This is a genomic window from Phormidesmis sp. 146-12, from assembly GCF_052939495.1.
In genome coordinates this window covers 22,299-35,866 of the sequence record NZ_JBJPHS010000011.1, presented here as the reverse complement: position 1 = coordinate 35,866, position 13,568 = coordinate 22,299, and the positions used below count along the sequence as shown (strand labels likewise).

Here is a 13,568-nt window from a genome sequence, read left to right as displayed (position 1 = left end):
AATCAATGATGAGAGACGAACCAGAATGGAATGTCTTTTTATGCCATAACAGCCAAGAGAAACCACACGTAGAAGAAATTAGGCACCATCTTCAAGATCAAGGCATTAAGACCTGGTTAGATAAGTATGATTTCGAGCCTTTTCGACCCTGGCAAGATCAACTGGAAGAAGTTATTGACCAGGTTAAGTCGGCTGCAATTTTTGTTGGCTCATCAGGTGTCGGGCCATGGGAAGATATTGAAATGAGATTGTTTCTTGACGAGTTCGTATCTCGTAAACTTCGGATGGGTTTGGTAATTCTGCCTGGTTGCTCCAACGAGATTATTGACAGGGTTCCAAGATTCTATAAACACTTTCACCGGGTGGATTTTCGTCAGCAAAGCCCTGACCCGATGGGGCAGTTATTTTGGGGAATTACGGGCCAGAGACTCACTGAACATTTAAGTGATAAATTGGAGAAGCTCATATGTAAGAAGAATGGCTTAGAACAAGAAATCAAAGAAATTGAGCAAAGGCTTGATAGAATAAGCTCCTTGGAGAATCGAGTTGATTCTAGTCTAGATCCCCTCCTAGACTGGCTCTCTTCCAGAGAGAGCATCGCAGAAAGGTGTGGGGCAAAAGCACTAGAAAAATTTCCGAGGCTTAAGCTGGAAGTTAAAAGGAAAGATAGTTTATCTAAATTTTTTCTAGAGATTTCTACATGTCTAGAATTCATCTCTATGTCAATTGCTAGAGATAATATCATTTTCGTGAATGAGCCAGCGTTGCCACCCACATTAGCAGATTCTAATATGTACAAGTCTGCGGATTCAAATGTCTATGAGGAAGCTTTCAGACTTATTAAAGATAGGATTCCTCCATACATAGATATTTCAATAAAAAGCAAATTAGAAGCCCGTATCGACTATGCTGTCTTAAGGCTTCTAATGGACGCTCGAAACTCTGGAGTCTAACCTAAGTAAGCAGGCGTTATGAAATACAGTTATGTATATGAGTGTGAAGTCCTCAAATACTCGCCGTTGATTAATCGCGCTTTACGTTCTATCACATCGAATCTCTATTTGATGTAATACATGTATACGAGCAAAGATGCTGATTCCATAATCTTCTAGTTGTCTAACTTTGTAGTTGATTGATTTACAAAGTGCTGCATCCCTTGTTGATTACTCCCTTCATAGCAAATTCTGAAACCTTGGCGCAGTGAAAGTTTTCAGTTTTACAAATCCAGAAACGACAAAAGGGTGAACTGCACCACAAAAGGTATGGGGTTTCTTTCGCGAAGAGAGGTATGTACTTCACTCCAATCCTGACAACCACTTAATGACTTACTTCTTTTACTCATAAGTTTAACTTTTTATCAATCCTTTTGATTTCGCTTATGATCTCTTTAACTCTCCCAATATGTTTAGTTAGTTCTAAAAGTTCCATGTTCAAAACAGCTTTTCTCTTCATTAGCTCAAGCCGCTCATTGTCATTCATAGTGAGTCTTTAGCGTTAACTATGCTTCATACCTGCTAATAAATTGATGAATATCCGGACAGGATTAAGTCCATCATATGAACTTCAAGCTTGAAACGTTAAAGATCAAGCTTCAATGAACGAGTATAGATTTATCCTGCTTGATCTATGTTGTTCTGTAGGCGATCGATTTGCTTTTCTGTTTCTCTAATTTGCCCTTTAATTTGCTGCTTTTCCACAACTAGATCTCTAAGTTTTTCGCAAAGCTCGTTCTTTGAAGCTGCCTGTGAGCTAGTATTTTCTGACATGATTTGAATTTTATAGTACATTATTACTATACAAGCAGTCCTCCCAATCATCAGGATGTTTTCCAAGAAAAAATAGGGGTAGCATTATGGTCGCAAGCCTTAGCCCCCTAGTTCCAATCATTTTCTGGCAATGGCTCAGAGAAGCGCTCATAACAGGTGAAATGCCGGGAGGGACTGGCAACGCCGATCAAGAAATGCAACCAGAAATTGCAGTAAGGATCTAGTATGCGTCTCGTTAAAAGCTGCTCTGTAGTAATTCACGTTCAGACATCTGGACTCATGCAAAACCTGCAAAAATTTGATGATTTTTCCCCTGATCTCAATGAAAATCACATAATTATTTATCATGAAGCGATAGAAAATTTTGCTGGAGCCATTGGGCTGAGATTCTGATAAGTCTTACAATTGACTCGTCCCCCTGAGTAGTCGATCGCACAAGAGGTCATGGCTAAACTGGAGGCAGCGATGGCAGGACTACAGAGAATTCTGCAAGAATTGGGTGAAGCAATCCGTTTATAGGAATAGAGTTGAAATCATGCACAGCATCACACTAAAATCTCATATCGGTAGCGATGGTCTCTTAAAGGTTCATTTACCTGACATGAGAGATACAGATGTTGAGGTTGTCATTGTCTATCAAACTAGACTGTCTAAAGAGGTTAGTTCTCAGTCTTTAGAACAGTTTTATGGCTGCATCCAGGATGACTCGTTTTTTAGACATCCCCAATCCGAACAGCCTGAACGCGAAAGCCTGGAATGAGATATCTTCTCGATACCAACGTCTGCATCATTTATCTGAAAGGCAGAAACCTGAACTTAAAGCAGAGGCTAGAGGCAGTCCCGGTTCAAGAAATTACTGTATGTTCGATCGTCAAAGCAGAACTTTGTTTTGGAGCCATGAAAAGTACTGATCCAGAACGCAATTTTGCTCTACAACAGACTTTCTTGGAACGGTTTGTCTCACTTCCATTTGATGATTTTGCCGCTATGACGTTTGGAGTCATCCGAGCACAGCTAGAAACCAGAGGAATGCCCATTGGTGCATACGATTTGCAAATTGCAGCCATCGCGCTTGCTAACAATCTAACCTTGATATCACATAACACGCGAGAGTTTAGGCGTGTAGATGGGTTGCAGATTGAGGATTGGGAAGTTAAGACGTGAGTAACCAAACCATAAGGATAGTTACCCCTCGCCTGGGTCATTAAACATCTGGCTTGGGCAAAACTCGTAAAAACTTGATGATTTGTCCTGTGATTTCAATGCAGATCAGATAGTTGTCTAGCGTGAAGCGGTAAAAATTTTCGCTAGAGCCAACAGGCTGAAATTCGCACAAGTCTTGTAGTTGACCCATCTGAAAAAACTCGCCAAACACAAACTGCTGAATTCGAGGAAAGGCAGAAGATTCAAGACTTTTGAGATCGATCAAGAAGGTACGATCGTAGCGGACTTCGAGCCTCGCCGGAAGCATCAAACCACCTATTGAGCTTGGCTTTATCGTGTTCATCGCGATCGGTGCGGTTAAACAGCATTCCAAGACTATGTTCAAACTGTGCTTAACTTGCCGTCAAGAAGCGATAATAGATAAGAGACTATTTTCATTGTCAGAGTATGGTTAGCCATGACTGAATTACTTGAACGTGCGATCGCCAGGCTAAAAGCTTTACCTACAAGAGAGCAAGATGCGATCGCATCAATGATTCTGGAAGAACTTGAAGACGATCTGCGCTGGGATGAAGCATTCTCCCGCTCTCCAGATACACTTGCCGAACTCGCTGCTACAGCAATGGACGAGTATCACGCAGGCAAGACTCAAGAACTCGACCCAGAGACACTGTGAATTCACGCACCACAATCCAGTTCCGTAAACTATTTGCTGATTTATCTGAGCAAGTTCAACAGCAGACACGCGCGGCATATCTCCAGTTCAAGGAAGACCCAAGCCACCCAAGCCTGCGTTTCAAGAAAGTACATCCAGATTTGCCAATTTACTCTGCTCGGATTAGTAGAAATTACCGGGCAGTTGGTCAGTTAGATGGAGACACGGTGATCTGGTTTTGGGTTGGTTCACATGCGGAGTATGACAAGTTTCTGGGGCAGGTGTAGCAACACAGGGTAATAGAAGTAACGTTTACAGTCAGCAGACAAAAGATAGAAAGCGTTGTTAAGTGGAGGATTATGATTCCAGTCGATAAAGCTCAACAGCAGTTAGAGGATTTGATCGATGCAGTGAGTCAGTCAAATCAGCCGATCGTGATTGCAGGACAGCGTAGCAATGCAGTGCTGTTGTCTGAAGCTGACTGGACATCGGTGCAAGAAACACTTATCTTCTTTCAGTTCCAGGGATGCGAGAATTGATTCGGGAAGGACTGGCAACGCCGATCGAGCAGTGCAACAGTATATAAACTGGTGAAGCTGGAATCTAATACCATTTCAAAGTCCCCCAGATTGGGGGATTTAGGGGGCGAGGATCTGTATCACCAACAAGTAGATTGAATATAACTACTCTAAACATCAGGCTTGGGCAAAATTCGTAAAAACTTGATGATTTGTCCTGTGATTTCAATGCAGATCAGATAGTTGTCTAGCGTGAAGCGGTAAAAATTTTCGCTAGAGCCAACAGGCTGAAATTCGCACAAGTCTTGTAGTTGACCCATCTGAAAAAACTCGCCAAACACAAACTGCTGAATTCGAGGAAAGGCAGAAGATTCAAGACTTTTGAGATCGATCAAGAAGGTACGATCGTAGCGGACTTCAAGCCTCGCCGGAAGCATCAAACCACCCATTGAGCTTGGCTTTGTCGTATTCATAGTGATCGGGGTGCAGGTTGAATGAGGGGTAACAGACGCAGCGCTTCTTCACGGGTCAAGGTGTCTCCGGGATTGTGGCACTTCTTAGACGCTTGGATCGCTTTCATCACATAAAGGTCATAAAACAGCGTTTCTAGCTCGATCCAGGTGCTTGCCAGTTCTTCGTCCGAGAGGCGATCGATCAAATGATGGGCGCGACTGCGAAATAGGTTCATAACTGATTGCCAACGAAAAAACATCGAACTCAACTGAGACAAACCCAAGTCAGCACAAAGCTTTGGACTGCATTTAGAATCTGCGTTCAGAATGCCCAAGTTGCGATCAAATCTCGCCTCGCGAATTGAATTCAAACGCCAAACGCTGAAGCCTAACTCAACGTGAATTCGACAGAGTTTTTTCGCTTCGTGATTCAGCACTTTCGCCCCCCAACCCCCCAATCTGGGGGACTTCCGGATGGGATTTTTTGCTCAAAGTCCCCCAAACTTGGGGGATTTAGGGGGCTGCCCGGAGCGATCACCGCAGCGAAGGATTTCATCGAATTCACGTTAACTCAATGTCGTTTGGCTGTGTTGATCGCTACGATTCCGGTTCCCTAGTAAGATACGATTTCATTACTCCACGCCTTTCTGAACTTATGGTTGGTTATCTCGTTTCACTGATTGTCTTTACCGCTGTCTATGCCCTGTTTAGTCTGGGATTGAACCTGCATTGGGGCTTTACAGGCCTAATCAACTTCGGACATGCGGCCTTTTTGGCGATCGGAGCCTATACGACGGTTCTTTTGAGTTTGGCAGGAGTGCCGATGATCTTCGCGGTCTTGATTGGAGGCGCACTGGCCGCCCTGTTGGGACTGCTAATCGGATTCTCAACGCTGCGACTGCGCGAAGATTATCTAGCGATCGTCACGATCGGCGTGTCAGAATTAATTCGGTTGGTGGCGCTCAATGAAGAATGGCTGACCAAAGGATCGTTTGGCGTTCAGGGTTACGACTTGCCGCTGGCGAATTTTCGGCCTACGGTGGCAACTCGAATTGGCATGATTGCGATTTTTACAGCGATCGCGGTTCTTGCCCTCTGGCGATTGTGGAAGTGGACGGCGAAACGGCTGAGAGGAGTCGATCGTTCTCAACTGCTACAAAATTCGCTGATTTTGACGGGATATTCTGGCTCTCTGTTGGCTTTGATCTATGGCGTTGGGATGACTTCTCGTACGCTAAAGCTAGCAAATTCGCTACCGGGCGGTGTGTTGATTGCGCTGCTGATGGGATCGCTGGTAGCAGTCGGTTGGATTTATACCTGGATTGCCAAACGGTTAATTTTGCCAAAGATGCCTAATTGGAATGCGGGTGTGGTGTTGCTGTCTACGATCGCGCTCTCGATTTTTGGCGTTTGGCTTTATGGAGTCAGTGCTGTGGCGCTTTATAACTATCGAGAAAATCCGGCGAGAAATGGGCTGCTATTCCTCTCAGTCATTACGGTAGCTGTCACGTTTTGGGCTTTGGAACGGCTGGTACGATCGCCCTGGGGACGAGTTCTCAAAGCGATTCGAGAAGATGAACAGGTGGCTAAAGCGTTGGGTAAAAATGTCTTTGCCTATAAACTGCAATCGTTTATGATTGGCGGCTTTATTGCAGGTGTGGCGGGTGCCTTTCTCGCGTGGCAACTGAGTACGGTTTATCCTCGCAGTTTTGAAACACAAATTACCTTTGATACCTGGACGATTATTGTATTAGGCGGGGCTGGCAGTAATGCTGGAACGCTTTTAGGAGCAGCCATTTTTTGGGGATATACAACTTTGACGCGATCGCTTGATCAGTTCATTCCCTTGGCGGCCGATCAAGTGGGAGCATTGCGAATTATGCTAATCGGTCTATTGCTCATGTTGTTAATGATTTGGCGACCTCAAGGAATTTTGGGCAACAAAGACGAATTGACACTTGGCAAGTAATTAATCTTTGAATTGAATATGAACAGTGAAGATATAAACCATATGAATTCTCAAATGCCCGTCTTGTCGGCCACCGGATTGATGAAGAGTTTTGGTGGCGTAACGGCGGTAAATGATGCGGCGATCGCAGTGACTCCCGGCAGTATCACTGGATTAATCGGCCCCAACGGTGCAGGAAAAACCACCTTATTCAACTTGCTGTCTAACTTCATTCATCCCGATCAGGGGCGAGTAGTCTTTGATGGCGAACCCATTCAAAATTTGCAGCCGCACGAAATTGCTCAACGGGGGATGGTACGCACGTTTCAGGTTGCTCGCGTCTTGTCGCGTCTGTCAGTTTTAGAGAATATGTTATTAGCCGCCCAACATCAAACAGGCGAAAACTTTTGGAATACCTGGTTTGCAGGCAGACGAATTGCCAAAGAAGAGAAAGAAGCGCGCGATCGAGCAATGGAGATTCTCGCCTCAGTCGGTTTGGCAGAAAAGGCTCAAGACTATGCAGGCGGTCTTTCTGGCGGACAGCGCAAACTATTAGAAATTGCACGAGCCTTAATGACCCGCCCCAAACTAGTGCTGCTGGATGAACCTGCTGCTGGAGTTAATCCCACGTTGATCAATCAGATTTGTGACTACATTCACTATTGGAATCGTCAAGGACTCTCTTTTCTAATCATCGAACACAACATGGATGTGATTATGTCATTGTGCGATCGAGTTTACGTTCTAGCAGAAGGCAGCAATTTGGCCGTCGGCACACCCAGCGAAATTCAAACCAATCCTCAAGTATTAGAGGCCTATCTAGGGCAGTAAGAGAGAGCCGCACGAAAGACGATCGACGACTCCCTAACCTCTTACAGTACCTCCTACAGTTGAATAGTTTCTTTGTCGTACAAATCCTCCAGGTGAATCAGTGAGCCATTGCCCATAATGATATTGAACTTCATTAGAGAACGTTGAACTTGATATCTAGACAACACTTGAATCACTTGAAATTCAGTGGTTCGATCGCTGGTGCCATCCCATTTGAGCAGGGCCAGTTTTGTAGACGCAATCTGACTCAGTTGTGACACAAATTCGTCAATAGAATCGATCACATCCGAAAGAACGCCAGAGGACATAAAAATCAAACGCTCCTGCAAATCCAACGTCACCATGACTTGATATCGTCTGACTGATGAGCATCGCAACTCAAAGCCAAACGAAACCGAGTCAGGAAGGGGATTCCTAACAGCCATATTGTTTGTCTCCTCTGTTAATGCAAAGAGGACGGGAATGCTGATTGTTCAAACGTTCCCCAGTCATGTGAAATGTATGCGGGATCTTGATTCCAGGGTGCCAAGATCCCATCGCAAAGCTGACGGTGTACAATCATATACGCCTCTGAAGTTACTCTACTTAACTTTAGATGGAAGTCCTCGGAGGTCTGATCTGCGAAATCAAATTTCCGGGGCGCTTTACCCATCTGCGGGGTATTTTACACAAATTTCTCGTTTTTTGGAATCCTGAATTTTAATTGAGGAACGATTCGTTTCGTCTAAAGCAAAGTATTGGAGTTTTGGGGGAGCGATCGACGGGCGATCGTCAGGTTAAGATCAAATCACTCCTCATCTTCTAACCCGGTACCATGAACCTCACGCCAGATGGAAAGCTGAGCATTCCCTCTGAGAATCCGCGAACAATTTGGAATTTCACCCGAAACTGAACTCGAATTAGAAATCGAAAATAACCGACTTTACATCAAGAAAAAACAGCCCGACGAGCCTATCTCAGATTGGATTAACACCATGCGCGGCACACTCGATCGCTTGACCACCGACCAAATCATGACCCTTACCCGCGAAGACGAAGCTCCATGACCGTCCTTGTTGATAGCAACATTATTCTCGACATCCTCACCAACGATCCAAATTGGTTTAGCTGGTCATTCCATCAACTTACGACCTACGCCCGTCAAGATCAACTCGCGATCAATCCCATCATCTACGTTGAATTAATGAGCTTTTTAAGATGACAGAGCAGAACAACTCTCTAGTACCTGGGACAAAATTGATGGTAGTTGTCAAATCAACTACTAAAGACGAAAAACTATGCTCCTTTCTCTATAAAGACCTAGAGATTCTAGAGGCGGACGGTAACCCTTTTGTAGAGTTAGTTCTAAAGGATTATTTACAACTGAAACGCAACACAGGGAATTTGCGGGACTGTACTTGCTCTATCCCCGCTCTTCAAAAAGATGCTAAAAGCATCAACCATGCTGCAACTTTAATCTCAGAATCTTTTGAGACACACCGTAAAAGTCACACTATGGATGTGTTTAGAGAAGCTTACTTTCAAGACAGTGATAATGTTTGGAAATCTTTAGATAAGTGGAGAGAAAAGGTAAATCCTCTTTTTAGCGAAAGTAAAAACATTAGGGACGTAACAACTAGGCTGAATAAAAAAGCCGATAGCCCTAGCGATTTCAACCAAATTTTAGAACTTATCAACGTTTCATAAAGAGATGGCTCAAGCGGTAGTAAATTTGCAAGAAGAAAGCGATAGTGATAGGGATGCTAAAGTTCAGAAGATATTAAACGCTTTAGTTGGAGTGGATAAGCTCAAACAGATCTTTAAAGTTTGGAAAACTAACCAAAACAACTCCAGTGAATTATTCTGGCAAAAGCTGCTATCAGAAAATTCTTGTGTTCTTTCACAAATTTTCTCTACTCCAGTGACTATACTTTCTTCAGAGGCATATGTTGGTGGTAGGGAAATGGAAAGAACTGGTAGCAAAATTATAGATTTTCTTATGGTCAATAACCTAACTAGAAATACTTCGCTAATAGAAATTAAGACTCCAACCAGTCGTCTTCTCGGAAAGGAATATAGGAAGGGAGTTTATAATCCTTCTAGCGATCTGGTGGGTGCTGTAACTCAAGTATCTACAAGTAGAGATTCTTGGATTAAAGACCACGCTAGACTGGTTAGCCTATCAGACAGCGATTTTGAAGCCTTCAATCCTCTCTGTATTGTTATTTCAGGTCATGCAGGTAATGAACTGTTAGATAAGTATAAGAGGAGATCTTTTGAACTTTATAGAGCCGACCATAGAAATGTCCAGATTGTTACATATGATGAGGTTTTTGAAAAGATAAAAACTTTGGTCGAAATTCTAGAGGGCAAGAATTAATTCAACATTCATTTGTCTAATGCATTTGCATCAGTCTAGTGGTGATTGCTGCGCTCTAATAATTCCGGCATTGAGAGCCTTAAACACTTTGAGTGAGATAGCCTCAACCCGTAAACCTGGATTAGTCATTCTATACTTCTGACTCATCGCTCATCCTTCGCTAAAATTTAGGAAGCCAAACGGGGAAATCGCCATGCTAGAGTACAATCCCTTACACTGCTATCCGTCTTCCGAAGAACTGCCCGACTCAGACGATACCCCCGTGGATAACGAGCTTCAAGATCTGATTCCGACCCTGCTAAAACTGATTCTCGGCTACCTCTGGAAAGACCGGATGGATTGGTTTTTTGGCGTTGATATGGGAATTTACTACGATCCTGAATTGCCAGCCGTAGTGCCCGATGGCTTTCTGAGTTTGGGAGTCGATCGCATCATTGATGAAGACCTACGCCTCAGCTACGTTTTCTGGGAAGAACGAGTCGTTCCCATCTTCGCTCTAGAAGTCGTTTCTCAAAAATATCGCGGCGAATACAGCAAGAAAAACGAACTCTATCGACAGTTAGGCATTCAGTATTACGCGATTTATTCAATCTACCGCCGCCGCAAGGCCAGATTGGAAGTTTATCGCTTGGTGGACGATGCTTATGTACTGCTATCAGGAAATCCCATTTGGCTGCCAGAAATTGGGTTGGGGTTGGGCACTGATCGCGGACTGCATCAAGGGGTCACACGAGAATGGCTCTATTGGTACGACGAACGAGGCGATCGCTATCCCACCCCAGACGAACGAGCAGAACAAGCAGAACAACGGGCAGAACAGGCAGAACAATTGTTTCAAGACTTGGTTGAGCGATTGAGAGCGCAAGGGATTGATCCTGAACAGCTTTGAGACGTTACTCGACAGGACGCACGATCGCAGGCGTTTTGGTCGGTTTGGACTGAAAAACTGCCTTGAGTGCCTCATCTAGCGTGGCTGCCATTGCAATTCGATTCTCATAAGCGACAATTACCCGAACGAGTGTAGGCAGACTGTTTTGTTCGGCTTCGAGATAGAGCGGTTCGACGTAGAGAAGAGACTGCTCGATCGGAATCACCAACAAATTGCCCTGAATGGCTCGTGATCCGGCTCGATTCCATAACGAAATCTGTTGAGAAATCACGGGATCTTGGTTAATTCTGGCTTCAATTTGCTCAGTTCCAAAGACTAATTCTTGTTTGGGAAACGTGTAGAGGAGAAGCTTTCCATAGTTTTGACCGTCCGATCGCGCTGCTAACCAGGCAATTAGATTGGTTCTTTGGTTGGGCGTGTAGGGCAATAACAGAATAAATTCTTCGCGGTTGACCGTCGTTGGAAGATTGGTAATTAAATAATAGGGTTCAACAGGCTGCGCTTTATTCCCATAAATTTCATTAGGCACTTGCCACTGGTCTTCTCGGTTATAGAAAACTTGTGGATCAGTCATGTGATAGGTAATCAAGCGATCGGACTGACCATTAAACAAGTCTGCTGGATAGCGCAAATGGTTTCGCAACGCGGTGGGCATGGCATCCAACGGTTTGAATAAATTGGGGAAAATCGCTGCCCAAGTCTGGATCATCGGGTCTTGAGAATCTGCAATATAGAAATTCACCGACCCGTTGTAGGCATCAATGACAACTTTGACTGAATTGCGAATGTAGTTAAATCCCAATTGACCAGGATCAGAATAAGGATAGCGATCGCTCGTTGTATAGGCATCTACAATCCAATATAAATAGTTTTGAGTGGGGCTTCGTGTCGGATTTCCCGCATCGGCTACAACAAGATAAGGATCTTGATCAAATTTTAGAAAGGGAGCGATCGAGCGAATTCGCTGATTGATATTGCGGCGAAACAGAAGCTTTGTGTCGGGAGTAAAGTCGCGAGTAAACAGCATTTGCCAATCATTGAGGACTTTAGAAAAAGCCAGTTTTCGCCAGAACGATCGGATCGAAACGCCGCCCTGTCCGTCATAAACGGTGTAAGCGTTCTCGTTGCCGCTGGGGTAGTCAAACTCGCGCACCCTTGTCGAAGTCATGACGTAGGTGTTGGCAATTTCACCGTAATAAAGGCGAGGATTGGCGATCGGAATACTCTCTCGAATACGATCGTTGGCCAACCCCAAAGCACTTCCACCTCGATTGGCATCCGCCCCAATATCTCGCACTAAATAATCAGGTAATCCACCAGGCGCAACTTTATTCACCGGACTAACTGTAAAGCCATATCCATGTGTATAAACTAAGTGTTCATTAACCCATGTTTTCGCCTCAGCAGGAACGTTGTTATAGTCGAGTTCTCTCGCCGCGATCAGAACTTGTTGGTTTGCAGAAGAGTTTGGGCCAGTGGGTAGACTGTAACGATCGATGTCGGCATCAAAAAATCGATAATAAGGGCGAATTTGCTGAAGTTGACGGTTGGTTTCTAAAAGAGGGCGCGTATCCCAAAGCCGAATGTTTTGAACAGTTAAACTATTTTTTTGCAGCAGGTCAGCAAAGGTGAGATTGTTCTGCGGATCGAAGGTTTGTGCGTCGATCGCGGTGAGATTAAAAGCTTCCCTCGTTTTAGCAATGCTGCGTTCAATATAGGGGCATTCTCGCGCTAATTCATTAGGCTGTACGGCCAGTCTTTGAACGGCGATCGGGAGCAAAAAACCAACCACTACGACCGCCAGTAAGTAACCAGAAAAAAGCGTGGTGTCTTGTATTCTATGTTTTGAGCGAGTTTGGTAAAAAAGATACAAAGAAATTACTAGTGCGCCAATACTCAAAACGGTGTTTGCGGGCAATTGCACTATTGTATCTGTGTAGCTTGCGCCATAGGCAACGCTGCGAGTTGAATAGAGTAATTCATATCGACTGATCCAGTGAGTCAGGGCGATCGCCATCATCCAACATCCGCCCAATCCTGCAAGGTGTCGCTGTTGCGGTACAGAAAGTTTGTGAACTCGACCTTCACTCAAGCTGTTATCGGCAAGTAAGTAGCTTAGATAAACCGAGACGAATCCATAAGTAAATACTCCAATCAACCAGAATTCAAACAGTTCGATAACTGGCAAAAAGAATATATAAAAACGGATGTTTAAATTAAAAAGTGGATCAGTTTGATTAAACGTCGTCGCATGAAACAACTGTAAAAAGTTACCCCAATAATGAGAAAGCGTAAATCCAAGAGACAAACTGAGAACAACCGCTCCAACTTTCAACAAAAACTTTGGATAGATTAGAAGTGCGATCGCTCCACCCAACAGCAACAACAATTCGACAGAAGCCAGCCAGCCATCCCAAATCGAGCTAATTAATTGGGTTAAAGTTTGAGCGATCGCCCCCAACCGAAACTGCGTCGGCAACGCTGGCGTAATACTGGGAACCGTCCAATCAATCTGCCAATTTGTGATGGCTCGACCGTAGTGCAGCAGCAGCAATCCCAGCAAAAAACTCATGCCAAATGTGAGCAAAAGCAGCCAGGGGAGAGCGTTGGGAGGGGGTGAGGAGTGAGGAGTGAGGAGTGAGGAGTGGGACTTGAATCGTTGGGCTAAAGAGAGGTTGATGAGCAGGAATGCGATCGAAGCAACGGTGACGATCGTCCAGATGGCTGCTTGAGTACCGAGCCTGAGCCAGAAAACCGATCGATAATTGACTTCCTGAAACCAAAGACTCTCCACGACAAAATGGGCCAGCCAATCAAAGCCAAACCACAGTCCCAATAAGATGACGATCAGTTGAGAAGCTTGATTCCAGAGGCGCATAAATTTAGGTTAGCCTGAGCGCTCCATGAGAAATACCACCATTCTCAAACAAATAGACCACATACAGACTAGAATTTTGGGCATTGCTGAATCGTGGGATGAATTGCC

At 44.4% G+C, this 13,568-nt stretch carries 18 protein-coding genes; 12 read left to right on the top strand and 6 right to left on the bottom strand.

Annotated elements, in window-relative coordinates:
• The first annotated feature begins 5 nt into the window (after positions 1-5).
• Positions 6-953, top strand: coding sequence for a toll/interleukin-1 receptor domain-containing protein (locus ACKFKF_RS07310; protein WP_446867096.1), 948 nt, complete (start codon positions 6-8; stop codon positions 951-953).
• Between the two features lie 657 nt (positions 954-1,610).
• On the opposite strand, the gene ACKFKF_RS07305 is transcribed toward ACKFKF_RS07310, so the two are convergent.
• Positions 1,611-1,787, bottom strand: coding sequence for a hypothetical protein (locus ACKFKF_RS07305; protein WP_446867094.1), 177 nt, complete (start codon positions 1,785-1,787; stop codon positions 1,611-1,613).
• 514 nt (positions 1,788-2,301) lie between these two features.
• Between ACKFKF_RS07305 and ACKFKF_RS07300 the strand changes: the two genes are divergently transcribed.
• The gene (locus tag ACKFKF_RS07300) at positions 2,302-2,526 is read left to right on the top strand and encodes a hypothetical protein (protein WP_446867093.1); all 225 of its coding nucleotides are present in this window, start codon (positions 2,302-2,304) and stop codon (positions 2,524-2,526) included.
• Positions 2,523-2,930 (top strand): type II toxin-antitoxin system tRNA(fMet)-specific endonuclease VapC, encoded by a 408-nt coding sequence (gene vapC / locus ACKFKF_RS07295; RefSeq protein ID WP_446867092.1) that lies wholly within the window; start codon positions 2,523-2,525, stop codon positions 2,928-2,930. The genes ACKFKF_RS07300 and vapC overlap by 4 nt, the downstream gene beginning before the upstream one ends.
• A 40-nt stretch (positions 2,931-2,970) precedes the next feature.
• On the opposite strand, the gene ACKFKF_RS07290 is transcribed toward vapC, so the two are convergent.
• Positions 2,971-3,273 (bottom strand): cytotoxic translational repressor of toxin-antitoxin stability system, encoded by a 303-nt coding sequence (locus ACKFKF_RS07290; RefSeq protein ID WP_446867091.1) that lies wholly within the window; start codon positions 3,271-3,273, stop codon positions 2,971-2,973.
• A 114-nt stretch (positions 3,274-3,387) separates the two neighbouring features.
• On the opposite strand from ACKFKF_RS07290, the gene ACKFKF_RS07285 reads away from it, so the two are divergent.
• The 3 genes from ACKFKF_RS07285 to ACKFKF_RS07275 all read left to right on the top strand — a co-directional run bounded on the left by ACKFKF_RS07285 (position 3,388) and on the right by ACKFKF_RS07275 (position 4,124).
• Positions 3,388-3,606 (top strand): hypothetical protein, encoded by a 219-nt coding sequence (locus ACKFKF_RS07285; protein WP_446867090.1) that lies wholly within the window; start codon positions 3,388-3,390, stop codon positions 3,604-3,606.
• Positions 3,603-3,872, top strand: a complete 270-nt coding sequence (locus ACKFKF_RS07280) for a ParE family toxin-like protein (RefSeq protein WP_446867088.1) — start codon at positions 3,603-3,605, stop codon at positions 3,870-3,872. The genes ACKFKF_RS07285 and ACKFKF_RS07280 overlap by 4 nt, the downstream gene beginning before the upstream one ends.
• 72 nt (positions 3,873-3,944) lie before the next feature.
• Entirely contained in the window at positions 3,945-4,124 is a 180-nt protein-coding gene (locus ACKFKF_RS07275) for a type II toxin-antitoxin system Phd/YefM family antitoxin (RefSeq protein WP_446867086.1), read from the top strand.
• Positions 4,125-4,273: 149 nt separating this feature from the next.
• On the opposite strand, the gene ACKFKF_RS07270 is transcribed toward ACKFKF_RS07275, so the two are convergent.
• Positions 4,274-4,576 carry a type II toxin-antitoxin system RelE family toxin gene (locus tag ACKFKF_RS07270; RefSeq protein ID WP_446867085.1) on the bottom strand — a complete coding sequence of 101 codons (303 nt, stop codon included), beginning with the start codon at positions 4,574-4,576 and terminating at the stop codon, positions 4,274-4,276.
• On the bottom strand, positions 4,573-4,791 hold the full coding sequence (locus ACKFKF_RS07265; RefSeq protein WP_446867084.1) for a hypothetical protein: 219 nt from the start codon (positions 4,789-4,791) through the stop codon (positions 4,573-4,575). Before ACKFKF_RS07265 ends, ACKFKF_RS07270 begins: the two co-directional genes overlap by 4 nt.
• Positions 4,792-5,210: 419 nt before the next feature.
• Between ACKFKF_RS07265 and ACKFKF_RS07260 the strand changes: the two genes are divergently transcribed.
• Both ACKFKF_RS07260 and ACKFKF_RS07255 read left to right on the top strand, forming a co-directional pair.
• Complete coding sequence (locus tag ACKFKF_RS07260; protein WP_446867083.1) at positions 5,211-6,524, top strand: branched-chain amino acid ABC transporter permease; 1,314 nt, start codon at positions 5,211-5,213, stop codon at positions 6,522-6,524.
• Positions 6,525-6,566: 42 nt separating this feature from the next.
• Positions 6,567-7,334: an ABC transporter ATP-binding protein gene (locus ACKFKF_RS07255; RefSeq protein WP_446856537.1), complete on the top strand. Its 768-nt coding sequence runs from the start codon at positions 6,567-6,569 to the stop codon at positions 7,332-7,334.
• Positions 7,335-7,387: 53 nt separating this feature from the next.
• On the opposite strand, the gene ACKFKF_RS07250 is transcribed toward ACKFKF_RS07255, so the two are convergent.
• Entirely contained in the window at positions 7,388-7,759 is a 372-nt protein-coding gene (locus ACKFKF_RS07250) for a hypothetical protein (RefSeq protein ID WP_446867082.1), read from the bottom strand.
• A 617-nt stretch (positions 7,760-8,376) separates the two neighbouring features.
• Between ACKFKF_RS07250 and ACKFKF_RS07245 the strand changes: the two genes are divergently transcribed.
• The 4 genes from ACKFKF_RS07245 to ACKFKF_RS07230 all read left to right on the top strand — a co-directional run bounded on the left by ACKFKF_RS07245 (position 8,377) and on the right by ACKFKF_RS07230 (position 10,582).
• A complete protein-coding gene (locus ACKFKF_RS07245) occupies positions 8,377-8,535 on the top strand; it encodes a hypothetical protein (RefSeq protein WP_446867080.1) in 159 nt (52 codons plus the stop codon).
• Complete coding sequence (locus ACKFKF_RS07240; RefSeq protein WP_446867079.1) at positions 8,532-9,020, top strand: hypothetical protein; 489 nt, start codon at positions 8,532-8,534, stop codon at positions 9,018-9,020. Before ACKFKF_RS07245 ends, ACKFKF_RS07240 begins: the two co-directional genes overlap by 4 nt.
• Positions 9,021-9,024: 4 nt before the next feature.
• Positions 9,025-9,693, top strand: a complete 669-nt coding sequence (locus tag ACKFKF_RS07235) for a Shedu immune nuclease family protein (protein WP_446867078.1) — start codon at positions 9,025-9,027, stop codon at positions 9,691-9,693.
• A 193-nt stretch (positions 9,694-9,886) separates the two neighbouring features.
• Complete coding sequence (locus ACKFKF_RS07230) at positions 9,887-10,582, top strand: Uma2 family endonuclease (protein ID WP_446867077.1); 696 nt, start codon at positions 9,887-9,889, stop codon at positions 10,580-10,582.
• A 4-nt stretch (positions 10,583-10,586) separates the two neighbouring features.
• On the opposite strand, the gene ACKFKF_RS07225 is transcribed toward ACKFKF_RS07230, so the two are convergent.
• Positions 10,587-13,460: a UPF0182 family protein gene (locus tag ACKFKF_RS07225; protein ID WP_446867076.1), complete on the bottom strand. Its 2,874-nt coding sequence runs from the start codon at positions 13,458-13,460 to the stop codon at positions 10,587-10,589.
• Between the last annotated feature and the right edge of the window lie 108 nt (positions 13,461-13,568).

Coding starts and splice junctions, on each gene's coding strand:
- ACKFKF_RS07310 (WP_446867096.1), top strand. CDS start 6: ATGATGAGAGACGAACCAGAATGGAATGTCTTTTTATGCCATAACAGC.
- ACKFKF_RS07305 (WP_446867094.1), bottom strand. CDS start 1,787: ATGTACTATAAAATTCAAATCATGTCAGAAAATACTAGCTCACAGGCA.
- ACKFKF_RS07300 (WP_446867093.1), top strand. CDS start 2,302: ATGCACAGCATCACACTAAAATCTCATATCGGTAGCGATGGTCTCTTA.
- vapC (WP_446867092.1), top strand. CDS start 2,523: ATGAGATATCTTCTCGATACCAACGTCTGCATCATTTATCTGAAAGGC.
- ACKFKF_RS07290 (WP_446867091.1), bottom strand. CDS start 3,273: ATGAACACGATAAAGCCAAGCTCAATAGGTGGTTTGATGCTTCCGGCG.
- ACKFKF_RS07285 (WP_446867090.1), top strand. CDS start 3,388: ATGACTGAATTACTTGAACGTGCGATCGCCAGGCTAAAAGCTTTACCT.
- ACKFKF_RS07275 (WP_446867086.1), top strand. CDS start 3,945: ATGATTCCAGTCGATAAAGCTCAACAGCAGTTAGAGGATTTGATCGAT.
- ACKFKF_RS07270 (WP_446867085.1), bottom strand. CDS start 4,576: ATGAATACGACAAAGCCAAGCTCAATGGGTGGTTTGATGCTTCCGGCG.
- ACKFKF_RS07265 (WP_446867084.1), bottom strand. CDS start 4,791: ATGAACCTATTTCGCAGTCGCGCCCATCATTTGATCGATCGCCTCTCG.
- ACKFKF_RS07260 (WP_446867083.1), top strand. CDS start 5,211: ATGGTTGGTTATCTCGTTTCACTGATTGTCTTTACCGCTGTCTATGCC.
- ACKFKF_RS07255 (WP_446856537.1), top strand. CDS start 6,567: ATGAATTCTCAAATGCCCGTCTTGTCGGCCACCGGATTGATGAAGAGT.
- ACKFKF_RS07250 (WP_446867082.1), bottom strand. CDS start 7,759: ATGGCTGTTAGGAATCCCCTTCCTGACTCGGTTTCGTTTGGCTTTGAG.
- ACKFKF_RS07245 (WP_446867080.1), top strand. CDS start 8,377: ATGACCGTCCTTGTTGATAGCAACATTATTCTCGACATCCTCACCAAC.
- ACKFKF_RS07240 (WP_446867079.1), top strand. CDS start 8,532: ATGACAGAGCAGAACAACTCTCTAGTACCTGGGACAAAATTGATGGTA.
- ACKFKF_RS07235 (WP_446867078.1), top strand. CDS start 9,025: ATGGCTCAAGCGGTAGTAAATTTGCAAGAAGAAAGCGATAGTGATAGG.
- ACKFKF_RS07230 (WP_446867077.1), top strand. CDS start 9,887: ATGCTAGAGTACAATCCCTTACACTGCTATCCGTCTTCCGAAGAACTG.
- ACKFKF_RS07225 (WP_446867076.1), bottom strand. CDS start 13,460: ATGCGCCTCTGGAATCAAGCTTCTCAACTGATCGTCATCTTATTGGGA.